At 57.6% G+C, this 23525-nt stretch carries 6 protein-coding genes; all 6 read right to left on the bottom strand.

Annotation, left to right across the window (positions count from 1 at the left end; translation table 11 throughout):
• Positions 1-478: 478 nt before the first annotated feature.
• Positions 479-1702, bottom strand: a complete 1224-nt coding sequence (locus tag HA45_RS01565) for an HlyD family type I secretion periplasmic adaptor subunit (RefSeq protein WP_420849075.1) — start codon at positions 1700-1702, stop codon at positions 479-481.
• A complete protein-coding gene (locus HA45_RS01560) occupies positions 1702-3885 on the bottom strand; it encodes a type I secretion system permease/ATPase (RefSeq protein WP_100703514.1) in 2184 nt (727 codons plus the stop codon). Before HA45_RS01560 ends, HA45_RS01565 begins: the two co-directional genes overlap by 1 nt.
• A complete protein-coding gene (locus HA45_RS01555; protein WP_100703513.1) occupies positions 3882-5333 on the bottom strand; it encodes a TolC family outer membrane protein in 1452 nt (483 codons plus the stop codon). Before HA45_RS01555 ends, HA45_RS01560 begins: the two co-directional genes overlap by 4 nt.
• 76 nt (positions 5334-5409) lie before the next feature.
• Positions 5410-21150 (bottom strand): Ig-like domain-containing protein, encoded by a 15741-nt coding sequence (locus tag HA45_RS01550; RefSeq protein ID WP_169718921.1) that lies wholly within the window; start codon positions 21148-21150, stop codon positions 5410-5412.
• Positions 21093-22964 carry an Ig-like domain-containing protein gene (locus HA45_RS01545; RefSeq protein ID WP_244563355.1) on the bottom strand — a complete coding sequence of 624 codons (1872 nt, stop codon included), beginning with the start codon at positions 22962-22964 and terminating at the stop codon, positions 21093-21095. Before HA45_RS01545 ends, HA45_RS01550 begins: the two co-directional genes overlap by 58 nt.
• Positions 22882-23307 carry a BapA/Bap/LapF family prefix-like domain-containing protein gene (locus HA45_RS27830; RefSeq protein ID WP_244563354.1) on the bottom strand — a complete coding sequence of 142 codons (426 nt, stop codon included), beginning with the start codon at positions 23305-23307 and terminating at the stop codon, positions 22882-22884. Before HA45_RS27830 ends, HA45_RS01545 begins: the two co-directional genes overlap by 83 nt.
• Positions 23308-23525: the final 218 nt, after the last annotated feature.

Genomic DNA, 23525 nt, shown 5'->3' with positions numbered 1-23525 from the left:
GACACTCTATGTAACATACAGCAACAGGCGGCACAAGAATTTTAAGCATATTCTTATTGAAGGCTTATCATTTAAAAGGTCAATCCTTAACCACCCCAAAGAGAATTACTGATATAAAACGCTTTAATTCATCTGTTTAACCAGAATTTAAATCAAATCCCCAACACTCCACACTAAATCGCACTAAAATTTTCTAAAAAATGTCAAAAAGCTTCCAATAATTACCATTGCAACCCTTTAGGTCATGGAAAATCAAGAAAACCCCCTGAAAATTGCCTTTGTTAGCTGCATCCTTTCAGCATTAAATTTGGCGAACAGATTAACGCTAATACTGGATAAAAATGACACCACCACGCAAAACCGTCCCCACCTGCGCCCCAATTAAACATTAATTTTCTTTAAGTCACCTGACTTACTGGCACAAAAAAAGCCGCCATCTATTTCTAAACGGCGGCTTTTATACCTGGAGGTTATGCAATCAACGCTCGCGCATCGCCTCTTTCGCCTTGTTAAACGGTTTCACCAGATAATCCATAATGGTCTTCTCGCCGGTCTTGATATCGACCGTAGAGACCATCCCCGGACTGATCGAGTAACGCTTGCCGGCTTTGTTCTGCACGTAATCATTATCGGTGCGGATAAACACGCGGTAGTAGTAGATCTCAGGCTTGACCTCATCCTGAATGGTATCCGGCGAAATGCTCTCCACCACGCCATCCATCCCGCCATAAATGGCATAGTCATAGGCTGAGATCTTCACCACCGCCCGCTGGCCAGGATGGATAAAAGCGATGTCTCGTGGGGACAGACGCGCCTCAATCAGCAGCCGATCATTGAGCGGTACGATGTTCATCAACTCACCGTTGGGAGGAATCACCCCGCCGACGGTGGAGACTTTGATGTTTTTCACGATGCCGTTCATAGGCGAACGGATGGTCAAGCGTGTGACGGTGTCCTCGCGCCCTTTAATCACCTCGGCAAGGCTGTCAGCTTCAGCACTGGCCTTCGCCAGTTCTTCACGCGCCTGCACATAGTATTGCGAGCGCATGTCAGTGAGCTTCAGCTCCAGGTCCGATTTATCACGCTGTAAACGCAGCACTTCAACGCTACTGGCTGCCCCGGTTTTGGCTAATTTTTGGGTAATCGCCAATTCCTTGTTGGCCAGCGCCAGCGACTCGTTAAACTGCCTGGTTGAGTCAGTAAGCTGAGCGCGTTTGGTTTTGTACAAACGTGTCTCGGAGGCAATCAAATCGGGATACGCTTTAAGCTCATTTGGGAACGTGAGGGGATCGTCGTTAACTTCGGCCCTTAATCGCGATGCCGCCGCCAGTGCCGCACGATAACGCGCCGCACTTTCGCCGACGCTGGATTGTGAACGCGTGGCATCAAGCCGGGCAACCACCTGCCCCGCTTTCACCCGGTCGCCTTCATGCACCAGCAGTTCGGTGAGAATGCCGCCCTCCAGTGATTGCAGCACCTGATCGCGTGAACTCGGGATCACTTTACCCGTGCCGGTTGAGACCTCATCCAGCACGCCAAACCAGGCCCACACCAACGATACCAGGATCAACGCGGCGCTGATGGTGATCAGCCGTACCGCACCGGTGTAATGGGTCTCAGATTTCAGTTCCCCCAACAGATCGTCAGAAGAGTCGACTTCCGCCGCTGTCACCAGCCGCAGCTTGCCAGGAAGTTGCTTCATCATGGGCGCACCTCCGGTGGATTACCGCCTGCACGCGGCGGCGGTAGCGCATTCTCTTTCGGGCTGTCCATCACCAGTTGCCCATCCTTCAGCACCAGCACGCGATCCACCAGCGCGAGGATCGCTGCTCGGTGCGTTGCCACGATCAGCGTGCGGCCATTCAGCCACACACCCAGACGCTCGATAAACTCTCTCTCGGTATGGTCATCCAGCGCCGCCGTGGGCTCATCCAACAGGATAATGTTGGGATCGCGCAACAGCATGCGCGCCAGCAATACTGACTGGCGCTGGCCGCCCGATAATCCTACCCCGCCTTCCATCACCGGATGATCGAGACCGAGTGGCAAACGGCGGATAAAGTCTGCGCCGCCGCTTACCGTCAGTGCGCCGAAGATGGCATCATCGGTGGCGTGGGCCGCCCCCATTGTCAGGTTTTCGCGCAGCGTGCCGTGGAACAGGCGTGCGTTTTGCGTCATCAAACCGACGTTACGCCGCACATCCGATACATCAATATGTGGCAAGCTGAGGTTATCCAGGCGCAGTTCGCCGCCGACCAGATCCATGCCGCCGATCATCGCCTGCAGCAAAGTCGATTTCCCTGAACCGTTGCGCCCTAATACCGCGACGCGTTCACCGGGCTTGATGGTCAGGCTTTTGATACGTAGCGCGACGGTGAGTGAATCGGTGTAGTAGCGGAACATCGCATCATTGAACTGATAGTGGCCAAACAGCACCGGGCAGTGAATACGCGTCTCATCTTTACTGTTTTCCACCGGCAGGTTCATTAACGCATCCAGGCTGCCCTTGGCGGCTTTCACCTGTTGCCAGCGTGCCAGCACGCCGCACAGTGTTGCCATCGGCGCAATCATGCGGGATGAGAGCAGCGAGGCCGCGACGATCGCACCGGTAGTGATATCACCGTTGATCACCATTGGCGCACCGACCACGATCACGCTGGCGTACACCAGCCCCTGAACCGTCACACCCCAGCTGATCAGCGAGTGCATCACTTTGCGCATCTCCACACCGGATTGCGCCGTGATACGGATGTAGCTGTTCCACTGTTGCAGGAAGCGATCTTCCGCCTGCATCAGCTTGATGTCCTCCAGCCCTTGCACGCTCTCCACCAGCACCGCATTACGCAGCGTCGATTCTTTGAGGTTTTGCTGCGCCAGCTTTGCCAGCTTCTTCTGGCTGAGAATGCCGGGCAATATCATCAGAAGCACGGCAATCGGCGCGATCCACGCCAGCTGTGGCGCAATGATTGCCATCACCAGCATAAACAGCAGGAAGAACGGCATATCGACGATGGCGGAGACAGTGGTTGAAGTGACCATCTCGCGGATCGATTCCAGCTCGCGCAGCTGCGAGATAAAGGTGCCCGTAGAGCGCGGCACCGCGCTGTTACGTAGCCGCAGCGCATGACCAAACACGCGATCCGAAACGCGCATATCGGCGCGCTTGCCAAGCAAATCAGTGACATGATCGCGCCCGACACGCAGGATGTAAGTGAACACCACAGAGATAATCACCCCGATATAGAGCACATACAGCGTGGGATAGGATTGCGCCGGAATCACGCGGTCATACACCTGCATCGAGAAAATAATCCCGACCATCGCCATTAGGTTGATCAGGAAGGAGCCCAGCATCACATGGCTATAAGGCCGCAGATCGTGCAGCACCAAACGGCGCAGCCAATCGGGTTTTACGGTCGCCAGATAGCGATCGACACGGCTGTCTTTCGCGGCGGTCACCGGGCGTAGTGCCGCGGCGAAGCGGATCTCCGGCAGCAGCGTTTCCAGCGCTACCGGTGACGGTTGCTCATCCCCGGAAAAGTGCACGCGCACTTCATCCTCGCCATCAAAGCTGGTGATAACCCCAACCTGCCCATCGGCCAGTTCCACCGCCAACGGCAAACGCCAGGTGGTGATTTCCCACTTGTTTTCTTCATACAGCTGCAGCGATAAACCCGCCTGACGCGCTAAATGGCGCAGCGCTTTATCGCGCGACTGCTTACCCTGCCATTCGGCAGCGGCCATGATCATGCCCGGTGAACAGGGCAAACGATAATGGGTGGCGATCTGAATGATGGCGGTTGCCCATCCATTCAACGGGACATCACCGCCCGTTGCGCTGCTGGTATCGCCGTTAGGGGCATCGGGAAGTTGTAATTGGGTCATGGCTGGATCTCCACATTCTGGATCCGCTGATTATTCAACGCGAACGCCGACCGGATGTGCCCGGTGCTGTATAAGCAGTCAAGCTGCAGCGTTCGTAATTGGCTGATGGTCTGTTGCAGCGTTAATCGCGTCTGGAATACCTCCTGCTCGGCGTTGAGCACATCCAGTAAAGGACGGGTGCCGAGTTGCAGATATTGGTCTTGATAGAGCTGCTGAGTTTTCTCACCCAGCGTCTGTTGCCGCGCCATAATCGCCAGGCTCTGCGACAGGCTGAGCGCTTGCGTCTGAGATTCACTCAGCTGTTGCCGTGCTTTAAGCCGCGCCGAGTTCACTGCTGCATTCGCCGCCAGTACCGCATTCGCCGCCGCATCGCGCGCAGCGGTGATCCCGCCGCCCTGATAAATCGGCATTTCTACTTTGACGAAGGCCTGATATTGAGTGCGATCCAGTGTTTCACTGCCGGAATAGTGGTTGTTGAGATAGTGGGTAACCTGCGGCTCCAGTGAGATGGTCGGCAGGTTTTGCGCATTGGCGTTATCCAACTTAGCTTGTGCCTGGTTGGCCTGCGCCCAGGCTGAGAGTACCGCTGGGTTGAGTTTGTCATCGGCTTTTCCTACCGCGCACGAACGCGTCAGATTGACCGGGAAATCATCGTTCACTTTCTTCACCAGCGGCCAGCCCAGATAGGTCGCCAGCGTGGCACGCCAGCGATTAAGGTTAGCCTGATACTGGATCAGGGTAGTACGTGCGCCTTCGATACGCGCATCGGTTTGCGTAGCATCGGAAAGCGAGGCGGCGCCCTCGTCATTACGCTGTCGTGCCAGATCGCCAATTTTACTCAGCGAGTCCAGCTGCTGCCGTGCAATCTTGACCAACTGCTGATAGCCCTGCACTTCCACCAGCGCGGAAGCCGTATCGTGGGCCACGGTATCAATACTCACCAGCACATTGGCTTGTTCCATCGCCACGCCTGCCTCGGCGGAACGTACCGAACTGCTGACTTTGCCGAAGTCATACAACATCTGTGAAACCGATAGCACGAACGATGGGCTAAAGCCTTTTTCGGTATAGGCATTACTGTAACCGTTGTTCATGCCGCCGCTAACCTGCGGATAATATTTGGCTTTCGCCACATCCACCTGATTGGCCTGCTCCAGCATTTTTCCCACCGACTGTGCGATATCGGGATGCCACTGGATAGCGCGTTGTACTGCCTGATTGATGGTTAAGGAGTCCGGAACATTGGCCAAAGCGGGCTCGGCCACTTCTCCGGTTAACGAGGGCAGATCCTGCTGTTGTGCCAGCCCTGTTGAAGTAATGGTGCCTGCCGCGGTGATCGCGTCACTGGCAGCCATAAGTTGAGAACAATGAAATAAAGCGATGCCCGCACAGAAGACGCTGAGCTTAGAGTTACGGCGAGTTGGAGCGCCTGATTGCATCAAATCCATCGATAATCCACCAGTCAGTAACAAAGAAAGGGGCACATCCCTGTGCCCATAATGCTTCCCTGCTTGATTTACACCGTTAAGCCGTGGTGTTTTGGTGCGGTTGCTGCAGCAATTCCTCCAGTGAAACGTTGACGCCTTCCAGCGTAATCAACTGGGTACTGCTGTAACCCGTTCCGGTACCATCACGGTCAATTGAAAGTACGGTGCTGCCATCTGAAGTATGATCCACTTTCACGAAATCATTAATATTACTTGTGGAATCATTCCAGCCAATTAGCAAGCTACTGATGTCAACTTTGTCGCCTTGCGCAACATTAAAGTCGGTCCAGGTATCGTGACCGTTGCCGCCAGTGGAATCTGCACTCGCCAACAAGTGGTAGACAAGGGTGTCCGCACCGGTACCGGTAGTGATGGTATCGTTGTAGGCACCGCCGGTAAGGGTGTCAGCCCCCGCCGTTCCTGTGATGGTTGGATGCAGGTCGATGGTGAACGAGTGCGTAGTAATGGTGCCATCGGTCGCGGCCAGCGTGTAACTGAACACCTCTTTATGCAGAATGCTCTGTCCATCCACATTCGCATTCAGGTTGTAGGTGTAGCTACCGTTGGCGGCAATACTCAGCACACCATAGTCTCCAGCAATCGAAGTCGTACCCACACTGTGCACCGTGGTGATATCACCGTGTTCATTAGTGATACTCAAGGTTCCGGTATGCGTCGTTGAATCGCTGTAGATACTGCCGCTGGCATCGTGATCGCCGGTTGAGGTGGTTTCCGCCAGCAGGCTGTTCACCGTCAGCGACGTTGCCGCACCGTTATGCAAGGTGACCGTCAAGGACGCAGAGGTGACCGCACCACTCGAGTCCCTCACCGAGTAGGTGAAGGAATCCGTTGCTGGCAAGCTACCGACATCCAGTCCCGCCTTCAGCACGTAGGTATAGTTACCGTGCGAATCGATGGTCAGGGTTCCGTAAGTGGTATTGATCACCGTGTTACCACTCGCGGCGACTGAACTGCCCGACACCGTGGTGACCGCAGTACCGGTTGGTACCGTGCCTGCCACTGAACTGGTGTCGTTTGTCAGCAGGTTACCTGTCACCGTTGAGGACACAGTGACCGCATCCAGCGTGGTATCCGTTACCGTGGTGATGGTGGTGGTTGGCAGCAGAGCAATACCGCCACTTGAACCAATCACTACCGCATAGGTGCCTGCGCCCAGTCCGCTATAGGTAACGTTGGCACCGGTTTGCGTACCAATCGACAGCAAGGTTGTCGCCAGATAGTTCGATGTCACGCTTTTCAGTGTCCAGGAACCATCTGTGTTCTGCTGGTAGAGATACAGCGAGTAAGTCGATACCAGCGCAATACCACCGACCGAACCGTGCAATACCACCGAACGCGTATCACCCGTGCCTACGTTGAAGGTATAAGCGTTACCGTTAGACAGAACGCCAACACCCAGCAGAGTCCCCAGGTTCACCGTGGCCAGAGCCGCATGCGAGACGCTGGTGGTGCCGTTGTTCACCGTTTGTGTGGTGGTACTGAAATCCACCTCATTGGTATCGTTGGCGGCCACGATACGAATCGCGCCGGTCAACGCGGCAGACGGTGAGACGTTGCCTGCAAGGTCGGTCTGAATGACCGACAGCGAAGCCCCCGTGGTCTGCGCAGTGCTCAAGCTCACTGACCAGGTCCCCGCCGATCCCACGATGGCCGTGCCCAGTGCGTTGCCACCCGCATCACGCACGGTAACGGTATCCCCCACCTCACCATTACCGGTCACGGTGGTACCGGCGGCGTTAATCGCCAGATTGGTTACCGCCACCGGTGCCACGTTATCGATATTCACCGTGGCGGTGGTGTTACCGGTACTGATGTTACCGGCCGCATCCGTAACGGTGGTGCTTAGCGGATGTGTACCGTTTGCCAGCACCGCCGTGGTGTAAGTCCAGGCTCCGGTGCTGCCTACGGTCAGGGAACCGAGAACGGTCGCGCCATCATAGATGGTGACAATCGCACCCACTTCCGCCGTACCGCTCAGCGTTGGCGTGGTGTCTTTGGTGTAAGCGCCATTGGCCAGCGTCACCGGCGCAGTGCCGGTATCGTCGGTAATGGTCAGACTACTCGCCGTTGGTGCCACGGTATCCACACGCAGCGTGGTCGTGGCCGTTGGGCTGGTGTTACCTGCCGCATCGGTCTGTGTCACGTTGATGGTGTGCGTGCCGTTAGTCAGCGTGGTGGAGATGAAGCTCCATGTACCGTTACTGCCTACCGTCGTGGTGCCGAGCAGCGTGGTGCCGTCGTAAACATTGACGCGAGCGCCCACTTCACCGCTACCGGTCAACAATGGCGTGCTGTCGTTGGTGGCTCCGTTGTTCGGGATGGTCACCGCCGTGCTGCCGTTATTGTTCGCGGCAACCAGACTGGTCACTGCCGCTGGTGCCACGCTATCGACAATCACCGTGGCTGACGTGGTGCCGCTGACATTGCCCGCTGGATCCGTCACCGTGACGTTGATCGGGTGGCTACCCTGCGTCAATACCGCCGTGGTGTAGGTCCAGGTGCCACCACTGCCCACGGTGAGGGTGCCGAGTAGTGCGCTGCCATCGTAGATGGACACTTTGCTGCCCACTTCCGCTGTACCACTCAGGGTTGGCGTGGTGTCATTGGTGTAACCGCCGCTTGCCACCGTGGTGTTGGTAACATCATTGGTAATTACTAGCGTAGAAGCCGCTGGTGCGATGGTATCCACGGTAATGGAGACTGTCGCCGAAGCTGCGCTGCTGTTACCTGCTGCATCGGTCACGGTGACACTCAACGGATGGGTACCGTTGCTAAGCGTGGCGGTGGTGAAGCTCCACGCACCAGTGCCGCTGGCAGTGACTGAACCCAGCACCGTGGTGCCATCGTAAATGGTCACAATGGCATTCGCTTCTGCGGTACCGCTCAGGGTCGGTGTCGCATCGTCGGTGACTGCGCCATTGGCCAACGGTCCCTGACTCGCGCCAACATCATCAGTGATCACCAGGTTGTTGACCGCTGCTGGTGCCACAGTATCGATCGTCATCACAGTCGATGCATTCGGGCTGACGTTGCCCGCCGCATCTGTCTGAGTGACATTCAACGTATGGCTGCCGTTGCTCAGCGTGGTGGAGATAAAGCTCCAGGTACCATTGCTGGCGACCGTGGTGGTGCCCAACAACGCTGCGCCGTCATAGATACTGACTTTCGCGCCAACTTCACCCGTACCGCTCAACAGCGGCGTGCTGTCATTGGTGACCCCATTGTTCGGGATAGTCACCGCCGTGCTGCCGTTGTTGTTGGCCGCCACCAAAGTGACCGCTGTCGGAGGTGTGGTGTCGATAACCACCGTGGCGTTGGTTCTGCCACTGATGTTACCGGCCGCATCCGTCACCGATACGCTGATAGGGTGTGAACCTTGCGTCAATACTGCAGTGGTGAAGGTCCATGCCCCGGTGCCACTGGCAATCGCGGTTCCCAACACGTTAGTACCGTCATAGATGGTCACACGACTGCCCGCTTCCGCCGTACCGCTCAGCGTTGGCGTGGTGTCGTTGGTGGAACCACCGCTGGCTACCGTGGTGTTGGTGACATCGTTGGTGATCACCAGCGTTGAGGTGTTTGGTGCCACGGTATCCACGGTGATGGTGACCGGCGTCGATGCAGGGCTAACGTTACCTGCCGCATCTTTCACCGTTACATTCAGTGGATGGCTACCATTACTCAATACCGGACTGACAAAGCTCCACGTACCGGTGCCGCTAGCGGTAACAGAACCCAGCACCGTCGTGCCGTCATACACCGTGACAATCGCGTTCGCCTCAGCCGTACCGGAGAGAGTTGGCGTGTTGTCGTTGGTGGAACCGCCGGTTGGCACCGCTGTGGCGGTGACATCGTTGGTGACCACCAGGTTGGTGACGGTGTTAGGGACGACTGTGTCCACGGTGAAGTTGGTAGTAGCGGCAGGACTGACGTTACCCGCCGCATCGGTCGCGGTCGCCGTGATGGTGTGCGCGCCTTCACCCAGGGTGGTTGAAGTCCAACTCCACGCGCCCGTACTGCTGGCCGTCACGGAACCGATCTGCACTCCGCCATCGAATATTTTGACGACGCTGTTGGCTTCTGCGGTGCCGCTCAGTGCTGGCGTGTTGTCGTTGGTGCTGGTACCCGCGCCAATCGCTACCTGCGTACTGCCGTTGTTATTGGCTGCCGCCAGAGTGATGGTCGGAATCACGGTATCGACGGTCACCGTGGCGCTGGTGGTACCGCTGATGTTACCTGCGGCATCCGTTGCCGTGACGCTGATCGGGTGTGAACCCTGGCTCAGAACCGCGGTGGTGTAGTTCCAGTTACCTGAAGCGCCGACCGTGATTGAGGTAAGCAGCGTGCTGCCATCGTAAATTCTGACGATGCTGCCGATCTCCGCCGTACCGCTCAGGGTTGGCGTGCTGTCATTGGTCGATCCGCCGTTCGGCACTGTGGTATTAGTGATGTCGTTGGTGATCACCAGCGTTGAAGCATTTGGCGCCACGGTATCAACAATCACGGAAACCGTGGTTGATGCCGGACTGACGTTACCGGCCGCATCTTTCACCGTCACACTCAGCGGATGGGTACCGTTGCTCAACGTTGGGCTGATGAAGCTCCATGCGCCAGTGCCGCTGGCGGTGGTGGAACCCAGCACCGTTGTGCCGTCATACACCGTGACAATCGCGTTCGCCTCAGCCGTACCGGTGAGGGTTGGCGTGTTGTCGTTGGTCGAACCGCCGTTTGGCACGGTGGTGCTGGTGACATCGTTAGTGACCACCAGGTTAGTGACCGCGATAGGCGCAGCGGTATCCACTGTGAAGGTGATAGAGGCATTCGGGCTGATGTTGCCCGCCGCATCGGTCGCCGTCACATTGATGGTGTGGCTACCGTCAGCCAGCGTGGTGGATGTGAGACTCCAAACACCGGTGCTGCCCGCGATAACAGAACCGAGCAAGGTTCCGCCATCGTAGACTCTCACCACGCTGCCCGCTTCCGCCGTACCGCTGATGGCTGGCGTGTTGTCGTTGGTGCTGCTGCCAGCGGTAATCCCAATCGGCGTACTGCCGTTGTTATTAGCCGCAGCCAGGTTCAATACCGCCGCCGGAGGCGTGGTGTCGATCACTACGACAGATGATGTGGTACCACTGACGTTACCTGCCGCATCGGTCACCGTGACGTTCAGCGTATGTGAGCCTGTAGCCAGTGCCGTAGAGGTGAAGGTCCATGCCCCGGTGCCGCTGGCAATCGCCGTGCCGATTAAATTGGTACCATCGTAAATGGAGACGCGACCGTTAGCTTCTGCCACACCGCTCAGCGTTGGTGTGGTGTCGTTGGACGCGCCACCGTTTGGTATTACCGCTGTGGAGATATCGTTGGTGACCACCAGTGATGTGGTCGCCGGTGCCACGGTATCCACCACCACCGTGAAGTTGGTGGCGGTACTGGTGTTACCGGCCGCATCACGGACGGTGACACTCAGTGGATGCGATCCTTCACTCAGTGCTGCAGTCGTGAAGGTCCAGCTTCCACCCGTGCCGACGACTACCGAACCGAGCACGGTAGTGCCTTCAGTGATCACCACGATGTTGCCTGCCGTTGCGGTACCGCTCAGGGTTGGCGTGTTGTCATCGGTAGATGACCCACTCGTCAATGGCCCCTGTGAAGTGCCCACGTTGTCGTTGACCACCAGGCCCGCAACCGGATTCGGCGCACCGGTCACCACGGTAAAGGTGATTGAGGCATTCGGGCTGATGTTGCCCGCCGCATCAGTCGCCGTCACGTTGATGGTGTGTGAACCGTCAGTCAGTTGCGTTGAGGTGTAACTCCACGCGCCCGTGCCGCTTGCAGTGACAGAACCCAGCAAGGTGACGCCGTCATAGATCCTGACGACGCTGCCCGCTTCCGCCGTACCACTCAATGCTGGCGTGTTGTCGTTGGTGCTACTGCCTGCGGCAATCGCCACTGGCGTACTGCCGTTATTGTTAGCAGCCGCCAGCCCCGCGACAGCAGCCGGTGGTGTGGTATCGACCACCAGGGTTGACGATGTAGTACCACTGACGTTGCCTGCCGCATCGGTGACGGTGACATTCAGCGTATGTGAGCCCTGAGTCAGTGCCGTTGAGGTGAAGGTCCATGCCCCTGTGGCACTGGCAATCGCCGTGCCCAGCAGCGTTGTGCCATCGTAAATAGAGACACGACCGTTGGCCTCCGCCGTACCCGTCAGCGTTGGGGTGCTGTCGTTGGTAGCACCATTGTTTGGCACTACCGTGTTGCCGTTGGCGTCATTAGTGACCACCAGCGTAGTGGCATTCGGCGCAATGCTATCAATGGTGAAGTTGACCGTAGAAGAACGAGGTCCTACGTTACCCGCCGCATCCGTCACCGTGACGCTCAATGTATGTGCGCCCTGGCTCAGAGTCGGCGAAATAAAGCTCCACACACCCGTGGCACTGGCGGTGGTAGAACCCACTACGGTGTTGCCGTCATAGATGGTGACAATGCCGTTGGCTTCCGTGTTACCGGTGAGCAGCGGTGTGCTGTCGTTGGTGATGCCGTTATTGGCAATCGCAACTGGTGCGCCGCCATTGTTATTGGCAGCGGCCAAATCGGTTACGGCGATTGGTGCGATGGTATCAATGGTAAAGGTGATGGTTGGGGAGTCGGTGCCCGCAACGTTTGAGACATAAATAGAATGAGTACCATCGGCCAACGTTGGTGTGATAAAGCTCCACTGCCCATTGGCATCAACGACCGCGCTGCCCAGTACTGTACCGGTACCGCTGGTGTCGTGAATGATAATCACATCACCGGTAGTCGCGGCACCGGTCAACACTAACGTGTTGTCTTTGGTATTCGCACCATCTGCCAGCGTCACAGGCATACTGCCGCTGTCATCAGTGATAACCAGCGTACTGCTGGTGGTTGGCAAGCCTGCTTCGATGTTCAACGTGAAGGCCGGGGAGCTGGCAGCACTAACGTTGCCCGCCTGATCCGTCACCGTGAAGGTGAAGCTATGGTTACCGTTAGACAGTCCTTCCGGTGGTGTGAATGTCCATGTGCCGCCCGTTGCCGTAGCAGTACCCAGCAGCGTTGTACCATCGTAGATCGATACCGTGCTGCTCGCTTCCGCTGAGCCCGTGAAGATTGGTGTGTTGTCATCGGTGGTTTGCCCCGATGTCAGATCACCGGTAGAGCCACCTTCGTTATCACTCACCACCAGCGTACTCACCGTTGCCGGTGCACTGGTATCAATGGTTATTTCAATTGGTGTGGTCAGTGGTCCAGTGGTGCCAGCTGCATTGGTCACCGATACCGCATAGGTGTGCGGACCATCACCTTCAACAGCTGTTTCATAACGCCATACACCATTGCTCGCCACCGTGGTGGTCGCGACTTGGACCCCATCAATAATGATATTAATGGTGGTGCCTGCCACACCGGTTCCGCGCAATACAGGCGTGTTGTCGTTGGAGAAGCCATTGTTCGCCACTTCAACAGGCGTGGTATTGGCATTGTTGTAAATCGCGAACGTCAGGACTTCCGCTGGCGTGGTGTTATCCACGGTCAGCGAGACCGACGATTCCGCACTCACGTTACCCGCCGCATCCGTAACCGTAACGTTCAGCGTATGAGCAGCGTTTGAGAGCGCGCTGGTCGTGATGCTCCAGCTGCCGTCTGTACCTGCCGTTGTGGAACCTACCAGCGTGGTGCCGTCATAAACACGGACTATCGCGTTAGCTTCTGCCGTGCCGCTGATTGCCGGTGTATTGTCGCTGGTGGTACCGCCATTCGGAATGGTGGTTTCTGGCGCTCCGTTGTTGTTCTGCAACAGCAGTTCGCTAGCCGGCTGCGGCGGTGTGGCATCGACGCGCACAATAGTCGCACCGGAGGTACTGACGTTGCCGACCTCATCCGTCACGGTGACGGTTAAGGTATGCGAACCGTCCGTCAGGGTTGGGGATGTGAAGGACCAGGTCCCGCCGCTGGTGGCCGTGGTTGAGCCAATCACCGTGGTGCCATCGTAAATGGTCACCAGGCTGCTCGCCTCCGCGTTACCGCTCAGTGAAGGCGTGCTGTCGTTGGTCAGTCCATTGTTGGCAACAACGGCGGAAGTGATGTCGTTGGTCACCACCAGCGTTGGTGTGTCTGGCGGTGTCGCATCCACGGTAAAGGTGATCGGAGTAGAGGCCTGGCTGACGTTACCGGCAGCATCCGTGGCGGTCGCCGTCAGAGTGTAAGTGGTATCAGCTAATGTCGGTACGCTGAAGCTCCACTGACCGTTACCCCCCACCGCTGTGCTACCTAATTCAACAGTGCCATTATAAATCTTGATGATACTACCCGCGTCACCTGTCCCCGTCAGGAATGGCGTGTTGTCATTAGTAATGGTATTGCTGCCGATAACAACAGGCGTTGTGCCATCGTCATTAGTGGCAACAATAGCGCCTGGTATTGCAGGTGGTGTGGCATCAATCACCGCACTGATGGTGGCAGTACCACTGACGTTACCGGCCGCATCGGACGCACTGATACTAAAGGTATGCGAACCATCTGCCAGCGCCGTCGCCGGAGTAAAGCTCCAGGTGCCGCCTGTACCCACGGTGGTGGAACCCAGCACTCCGCTTGCGTCAGAGATGGTGATAATGCTGCCCACCTCGCCGTTACCGCCCAGCACGGGTGTGCTGTCATTGGTCAACCCGCCATCAGGAATGTTAACCGAGCCGCCGCCAATATTATTGGTCAACGTCAGTTCGGTCACGGCTGATGGAGCAACCGTATCAACCGTGACGGTAACCGTTGTACTGGCCGGGCTGGTATTGCCTGCCGCATCCTGTACCACCACGCTCAGATTGTGGGTGCCGTCTGTGAGGGTTGGGGAGAAACTCCATGCGCCATTCGATCCAGCAGTCGCCGTACCCAACACGGTCAGCCCATCGGAAACAATAATGGTGCTGTTCGCTTCCGCCGTACCACTCAGTACTGGTGTGTTGTCATTCGTGGTGCCGTTATTGGCGATAGGGACATCTGTGCCGCTGTTGTTATTGGCCAGCGCCAGACCCGTTGCCGCATTCGGTGCTTCGCTATCCACCGTGAAGGTCAGGGTTGGTGAATTACCGCTGATGTTGCCCGCCGCATCAGTGACGGTGACACTCAGGTTGTGCTCACCCTGCGGGAGAGGATCAGTGGTGTAGCTCCAGTTACCGGTGCTGCCCACCAATACCGAACCGATTTCATCAGTGCCGTCATAAATTCTGACGATACTGCCCACTTCGGCACTGCCGGTCAGTTGTGGTGTGGTGTCGTTGGTCGCGCCATCAGCAACAATTGGCACCAGCGTGCTGCCTGCATTGTTGTTAACGGTAACGCCCTGCGCCACATCTGGCACCACGGTATCAACATTGACCGTGACCACAGAAGAAGCCGGGCTGACGTTACCGGCAGAATCCGTCACCGTAATAGTTAATGGATGCGCGCCGTCATCCAGTGCAGCGGTGGTGAAACTCCAGCCGCCCTGCGCATTGGCGGTGACGCTACCAATGGCGGTGCTGCCATCATAAATGGTGACCACGCTGTTAGCCGTAGCGGTACCACTCAACACTGGTGTGTTGTCGTTGGTGTAGCCATTGTTCGCCACAGGCACTACTGGGTCGACATCGTTGTTGTTCACCACAAAATCTGGCGTTAACGGAATGGAGGTATCCACTGTCACCGTTACCGCATTACCCGCCGCACTGACGTTACCTGCCGTATCGGTGGCGGTGGCAGTCAGCGTATGCGCGCCGTCGGTCAAGGTTTGAGTGGTGAAGTTCCAGGCACCGCCAGTGCCAGCCTGCGTCGAACCGATCAGGGTGGTGCCATCGTAAACTTTGATGATACTGCCCACTTCCGCCGTGCCGCTCAGGGATGGCGTGCTGTCGTTGGTCACACCGGTTAGCGTATTACCCGCGTCATCTTTCGCCACCAAATCATTAATAGCGTTAGGCGCAATGGTATCGACGTTGAAAGTGATGCCCGCAGAAGGTGCACTGCTGTTGCCTGCGGTGTCGGTTGCGGTAACGGTCAGAGTGTGGCTGCCCTGGCCCAGCGCCGTAGTCGGCTCGAAGCGCCAGATGCCGTTGGTGCCGACGATCGCCGTACCCAGAACCGTACTGCCATCACTAATGGTCACGGTGGCACCGATTTCACCGGTACCGCGAATCACTGGCGTTGAGTCATTGGTGGTGCTGCCCGCCGTGAACACCACGGCAGTACCGCCGTTGTTGTTGCTGAGGCTGGTCACCACTGGTGTCGCTGGCGGTGAGCTGTCCACGGTAAAGCCAATTGCCGCCGATGGCGCACTGACGTTGCCAGCGGCATCGGTAACGGTCGTGGTGATGCTATGCGCACCCTCGCCCAACACCAATGCAGGCGTGAAGGTCCAGGTGCCGCCGGTTCCCACAACCACGGTGCCCAGCACATTACTGCCATCAAGGATGGTAACTGTTGTGCCCACTTCCGCCGTACCGCTCAGTACTGGCGTATTGTCATTGGTGACACTTCCGGCGGCGATCGGTACAGGCGTGCCGCTGGTATCATTGCTCAACTGCACGGCACCCGCGGTGTTTGGCGCCTGGGTATCGACGGTAAAGGTGATTGCCGTAGAAGGTGCACTGCTGTTGCCTGCTGCGTCCGTCACGGTTGCGGTGAGGCTGTGCGAACCCTGACTGAGCGCAGGTGAAGTGAAGCTCCATGTACCTTCATCTGTGACCAGCACGGTGCCGAGCACGGTATCACCATCACGCACGGTGATGATGCTGCCCTCTTCTGCCGTGCCGCTCAGTACCGGCGTGGTGTCATTAGTGGCACCATTGTTGGTGATCGGTATGTCGGTATTGCCATTGTTATTATTCAGCACCACCGCATTGGCAGCCTCTGGTGCAATAGTATCCACGCTGAACTCAAACGCTGGCGATGCAGGACCGGCGTTGCCGGTTGCATCGGTGACGATGGTGGTCAGGCTGTGTGGGCCATCACCCAACGCCGTTGTCGGCGTGAAGCTCCAGTTACCGTCACTGCCAACTATGGCTGTGCCTAATACGCTACCGTTATCACTCACGGTGACGATGCTGCCCGCCTCAGCGGTGCCGCTGAGCACTGGCGTAGCATCGTTAGTGGCACTGCCTGCGGTAATAGGCACCGCCACACCCGTTGAGTCATCACTGAGTTGCAGGTTGCCAACTTCACCCGGTGAGGTGCTATCGACAATGACAATCACTTCAGAGGTTGGCGCACTGCTGTTGCCTGCCGGGTCAGTGACCACGGTGGTCAGACTGTGACTGCCCTCTTCCAGCGGCGTTGTTGGAGTGAAGCTCCAGGTCCCCCCGCTGCCGACCACGACGGAGCCAAGCACGGTGGTGCCTTCAGAGATGGTGACCGTACTGCCTACTTCCGCCGTTCCGCTCAGGGTTGGCGTGGTATCACTAGTGGATCCGCCAGTAGCGATTGGTGTGCCATCGTCAGTGGTGAACTGCAGACCGCCCGCAGAAGCCGGTGCCTGAGTATCCACATTGACGACGATCGGCGCTGAAGCGTCGCTGACGTTACCAATTGGGCTGGTCACGGTGGTGGTCAGGCTGTGCTCACCCTGGCTCAAGGCCGGAGTGGTAAAGCTCCAGGTACCACCGCTGCCCACCACCACAGAGCCCAGCACCGTAGTGCCATCCAGTACGGTGACCGTGCTGCCCGCTTCGGCTGAACCCGTTAATACCGGCGTGGTGTCATTGGTTGCGCCATTGGTAATCGGCACTGGCGTGCCGGTGATGTCATTGTTCAATACCAGACCACTTGCCGGGTCTGGCTGTGTCGTATCAACGTTGAAGGCAATTGCTGTTGATGCCACACCCGTGTTACCTGCCGGATCCGTCACGGTGGTCGTCAGGCTATGTGGACCCGTCTCCAGTGGTGTCGTTGGGGTAAAGCTCCAGCTACCATTGCTGCCAACGATGGCCGTTCCCAACTCGGTGCCATTGTCAGAAACGGTCACAGTGCTGCCCGGTTCAGCGGTACCACTCAGAACAGGCGTGGTGTCATTAGTGGTGCCACCGGCGGTAATAGGGACCGGCGTGCCGCTGGTGTCATTATTGAGCTGCAAACCAATCGCTGCGCCAGGTGCGGTGGTGTCTACGGTGATCACGATAGGCGTCGATGGACCGCTGGTATTACCGGCAGGACTGGTGGTGGTTGCGGTAATGCTGTGGTTGCCCTCACCCAATGGATCGGTTGGGGTGAAGCTCCAGGTGCCGCCCGCGCCGACAACCACTGTGCCCAGCACGGTGCCGCCATCAGAGACGGTGATAGTGCTACCTGCCGCCGCGGATCCGCTCAGAACTGGAGTGGCATCATTCGTTGCCGTGCCGGAGGTAATCGGTACAGCAGTGCCGCTCTCATCGTTGCTCAGCGCCACACCACCCGGTGCAGCAGGGATGGTGGTATCAACGGTGACGGTGATTGGCGTGGTTGCCGCACCCGTATTGCCCGCAGGGTCAGTTACTGTAGTGGTGAGGCTGTGGCTGCCATCGCCCAACGGTGAAGTTGGCGTAAAGCTCCAGTTGCCGTCATTACCCACCGTGGTGGAGCCAATAACAGTACCGTTGTCAGATACATTGACGGTGCTGCCAGGTTCGGCTCGGCCACTCAGTACTGGTGTGGTGTCATTGGTGGTGCCGTTGGTGATCGGTACCGCCGTGCCGCTCGAGTCATTGCTCAACTGCACACCGGTTGCTACAGCTGGCGCCGCAGTATCGACTGTCACAATGACTGGTGTGCTAACCGGTCCGGTGTTACCCGCCGGGTCGGTCACTGTGGTGGTCAGGCTATGGCTGCCATCGTCAAGGGGATCCGTTGGCGTAAAGCTCCAGGTGCCATCGCTGCCTGTGGTCGCTGTGCCCAATACCGTGCCACCATCAGAAACGGTAACGGTACTGCCTGGCTCTGCGGTGCCATTCAGCGTTGGCGTATTGTCATTGGTGCTGGTACCCGCCACGATTGGCGTGCCGCCATCATTGCTGAGCTGGAGATTGCCCGCCGCTGCCGGAGGCTGTGTATCGACAGTCACGGTGACCGCCGTCGAAGCCGGCCCCGTGTTGCCCGCCGGGTCGGTCACTGTGGTGGTCAGACTGTGGTTGCCGTCGCTCAACGTTGGCGTGGTGTAAGTCCAGGTGCCATCGTCGCCGACCGTAGTGGTACCGATGACGGTAGTGCCATCCGTAATGGTGACGGTGCCGCCGGGCTCACCGCTCCCTTCCAGGGTTGGCGTATTGGTATTAGTGCTGCTGCCAGATGGAATAGGATCGCCATCACCATTGGTCAACCCAACGTCCGTTGGTGCTGCTGGCGCAACGGTATCAATGGTGACATTGATGGTTGGGGTATCCGTGACCACACCGGTTGTTGGGTTAGTGGCGGTGGCATGGAAGGCATAAGTGCCGTCAACGAGTGTTGTTGGGGTGAAGTTCCACTGCCCATTGCTACCTGCGGTGACGCTGCCGAGCACGGTTGTGCCGTTGTAAATGGTGATCAGATCACCCGCACCAGCCAGACCGCTCAATACTGGCGTGCTGTCGTGGGTGCTGGAGTTGTCCGTCAGCTGCACAATCGTACTGCCGCTGTCGTCCGCCACCACAATGAGTTCATTGGTGGCAGGAACGCCAGCATCAATGTTAACCGTAAAGGCTGGTGATGCCGGGCTAACGTTGCCTGCAGCATCGGTCACCGTGGTTGTGAGGTTATGCTGGCCGTTGGTGAGCGGAGACGCAGGCGTGAAGTTCCAGTTGCCGTCGGTCCCTACCGACGCTGAACCCAGCAACGTGCTGCCATCGTAAACCTTCACGATGCTGCCCGCTTCTGCCGTACCGCTCAGCGTTGGCGTGCTGTCATCGGTGGTCGCACCGGAAGTCAGCGCACCGGTGCTGGTGCCCACATCATCGGTCACGACCAGGCCGCTGGCTGCCGCTGGCGCGGTGGTATCAACGGTGAAGGTAACGGGTGTGGTGGCCGGACTGCTATTACCCGCAACATCGGTGACGGTGGCGGTCAGGCTGTGGCTGCCATCACCCAGTGTTGGGGAGGTAAAGCTCCAGTTGCCATTGCTGCCAACCGCAACAGAACCCAGCACGGTATTCCCATCACGAATAGTTACCACACTGCCCGCTTCTGCGCTGCCGCTCAGGACGGGCGATGCATCACTGGTGACGCTGCCAGCGGTAATCGGCACTGATGTGTTGCCCGCATCGTTAGTGACCTGCAAGCCGCTCACCGCATCAGGTGCGATGGTATCCACGGTGATATTAATGGTGACGGTGTCGGTGACGTTGCCTGCGGCATCGGTGATGGTGCCGTGGATGGCGTGAGGCCCATCGCTCAAGATACCCGTTCTGAACGACCATTGGCCGTTGCTACCTGCTGTGGTGCTGCCGAGCAGTTGGTTACCGTCATACAGCGTGATGATATTACCCGCGCTAGCCGAACCGATAATGACTGGCGTAGGGTCGTTGGTGCTGGCTCCATCAACCAATGGCTCAACGGTGTTACCGTTATCATCGATCACTTCCAGTGAGTCACTGGCCGTTGGCAGATTCGCTTCAATATCAACAATAAACGGAGGGCTGGCCGGTCCGACGTTGCCTGCGGCATCCGTGGCCGTGATGGTGAAGCTATGCGAACCGTTGCTCAGCGACGGTGTGGTGAAGCTCCATGTGCCATCAACACCAACGGTGGCATTACCCAGCAACGTGGTGCCATCATAGATACTCAGCAGCGCATTCGGCTCGCCGGTACCGCTAAGCGTTGGTGTGTTGTCATCAGTGATTGCTCCTGAAGTCAGTTCACCCTGCGAATCACCTACATTATCCGTCACCACCAATCCACTGACGGCGGCTGGCGGCGTAGTATCCACGGTGACCGCAATCGGAGAAGAGGCTGGGCCAGTATTGCCTGCTGCGTCGGTCACGGTAGTGGTCAGGCTGTGGTTGCCTTCACCGAGTGCCGGTGAGGTAAAGCTCCAGCTACCATTGCTTCCAACGGTAACGGTGCCCAACACATTATCGCCATCACGCACGGTAACGGTGCTGCCAGCTTCGGCCGTGCCGCTCAGCACTGGCGTATTATCACTGGTGGTGCCGCCCGCCGCGATCGGTGTCACCGTGCTGCCGTTGTTGTTGCTCAGCTGCAGATCGCCAGCCGCTGCAGGTGCAACGCTATCGATGGTGATATTGATGGTGACAGAGTTGGTCGGATTTCCGGTGCTGTCGGTGGCAACCGCATGGAAGGAGTAAGCGCCATCTGCCAGCGTGGCGGGCGTGAAGCTCCATTGGCCATCCGTACCTGCCGTGGTACTGCCGATCACGACAGTGCCGTTGTACAGCGTAATGATATCCCCGGCGGCTGCCAGGCCGCTCAGCACTGGCGTTTTGTCATGCGTGCTGGAGCCATCTGGCAGCACTTTCAGCGTACTGCCGCTGTCGTCAGTGACCTGCAGGGTGCTGGTGGTCGGCGGTACGCCAGCCTCCACAGTCAGGCCGAATCCGGTAGTGGCTGGGCTGACGTTGCCCGCCGCATCCGTGACTGTCACACTCAGCGTATGCGCGCCGTTACTCAGCGTTGGGGTGGTGAAGCTCCAGTTGCCATCGCCATCGGCCGCTACACTGCCGAGCAGCGTGGTGCCATCATAAACTTTCACGATGCCATTGGCTTCAGCTTTACCGCTGAGGGTTGGCGTGCTGTCGTCAGTGATTGCGCCTGCGGTGAGGGCCCCGTTGATGCGCCAACATTATCGCTGATCACCAGATCGCTGGCACCTGCAGGAGCCTGAGTATCCACGGTAAAGGTAATAGGATCGGAAGCAGGGCTGGTATTGCCTGCGGGATCGGTCACGGTGGTGGTGAGGCTGTGATTACCCTCAGACAGCGTTGGTGAAGTGAAGCTCCAGCTGCCATTGCTGCCCACGGTTGCGGTACCGAGCACCGTATTGCCATCACGAACGGTGACAGTACTGCCGGGTTCAGCCGTGCCGCTCAACACTGGCGTCGTGGTGTTGGTTGCGCCACCAGAAGCAATCGGCTCTACCACTCCACTATCATTGTCACTGAGCTGCAGGCCCGTTGCCGCATCCGGTACCACGGTGTCGATAGTGATCACGATGGTAGGCGTTTGTGTCACGGTGCCATCGGTATCGGTTACAGAGGCATGGAAGCTATAGGAGCCATCCGCTAGTGCAGCTGGCGTGAAGCTCCACTGTCCATCCGCGCCCGCCACCACACTGCCAATTTCTGTAGTGCCGTTGTATAGGGTGATCAGCGCACCGGCAAAAGCAAGGCCACTCAGGGTTGGCGTGCTGTCATGAGTGCTGGATCCGTTAGTCAGCTGCACCAGGGTGCTGCCGGAATCGTCGGTGATTTCCAGTGAGGTGGTGGCTGGAGGCAGACCAGCCTGCACGGTAAAATCAAACGCATCAGATACGGAACTGACGTTGCCGGCAGCATCGGTCTGCGTCACGGTCAGGCTGTGCGCGCCGTTGCTGAGGGCTGGTGTGGTGAAGCTCCAGGTGCCATTGCTGCCAACCACCGCCGATCCAATCAGGGTGTTGTTGTCATAAACGCTAATCACCGCACCCACTTCACCCGACCCGCTCAGGGTTGGCGTGCTGTCATCGGTCGTTCCGCCGCTAGTCACCGTTGTTGCTGTGCCGTCAGCATCCCCGCTTAAAGTCAGACCCGTAGCGCTAGCCGGTGCCTCGGTATCGACCGTGAAGGTAATGGTGGTGGCTGCACTGGTGTTGCCCGCTGCATCCGTCGAAGTGATGCTGATGGTATGGCTACCCTGCGCTAACTCTGGGCTGGTGAAGCTCCAGCTACCGTTGCTGCCGACCGTCACGCTGCCAAGAACGGTGTCGCCATCACGAATAGTGATAATACTGCCCACTTCGCCTCTGCCACTCAGCACCGGCGTGGTGTCATTGGTCGAACCGCCGTTAGTGATCGGCACCACCACGGAGCCTGCATTATTCCCGACATTGAGATCGCTTACCGCTTCCGGCGCGGTAGTGTCCACGGTGAAAGTGATGGGATCGCTTGCCGCACTGGTATTGCCGGCCGCATCCGTTGCCGTCACGGTCAGGCTGTGTGAACCGTCTGCCAATGCTGGCGAGGTGAAGGTCCATGTACCATTAGCCCCAACGACAGCAGAGCCCAGCAACGTTGTGCCGTCATAAACACGAATAATGGCACCGACTTCGCCGCTGCCACTTAAGGTTGGTGTGTTGTCATCGGTGACGGAGCCTGAAGTGATCGCGCCCTGATAAGGGCCAACGTTATCGCTGACTACCAGGTTAGTGACGGCGCTTGGTGGCGTGGTATCGCCCCCGCCATTGTTGCCCCCACCATTGTTACCGCCACCATTGTTACCCCCACCGTTATTCCCGCCGCCATTGTCGCCGCCGCCGGTATTACCATCACCGACCGCCGCGTTACCGCCGCCGCCGCCGGATGCACCGGCAAACATCGCACCCAATCCCGCCAGCGCAGCACCACCGATACCAAAAGGCGGCAATCGTGCCGTCGTTGGTGGTGTTTTCCGCTAACAGCCCTTCAGTGCTGTCGATGTTGACGTACTGGAATGCATCAGTGCCTGGATCTTCAACCCACCACAGCGCGCCTTTATCGTCCTGCAGCACCAAATCGCTGTCGCCCGCTGCGGTGTAAAAATTATGTATAACCACGACGTCACCAGACTTGGTGGTGACAACTAAATCATTACCATTGCGTGTGAAAGACTTAATATCTGATTGATTAAGGTGAAGTTTAACCACACTGGGTGCGGTTAAATTGACTTGGCTGCCATTGACTACTGTGTCAACCGTCCCACCTTTAGGAGTGATAGAGATATTATTCATTTTATCGAAATCCCGCACAGTTATTAAATTCCATAAAAACGTCCGGTATCCGCAGATACCGGCTTCAATAGTGAATAACCCATGCGTTTATTCACTTTTTCTCTGGGTCAACCTCATACAAGCTGATGATGAAGTTGCGCTGAGCCGCATTAAGCCTCCACCCGGAAAGTGAGCTGGATTTATTTCGCAGTAATACGATGGGAAAAATGTCTTTATTT

It is taken from the genome of Pantoea rodasii, from assembly GCF_002095465.1.
Taxonomy (GTDB): domain Bacteria; phylum Pseudomonadota; class Gammaproteobacteria; order Enterobacterales; family Enterobacteriaceae; genus Pantoea; species Pantoea rodasii.
The sequence above is the reverse complement of the archived record's forward strand: the minus strand, read 5'-3'. Positions and strand labels throughout refer to the sequence as shown.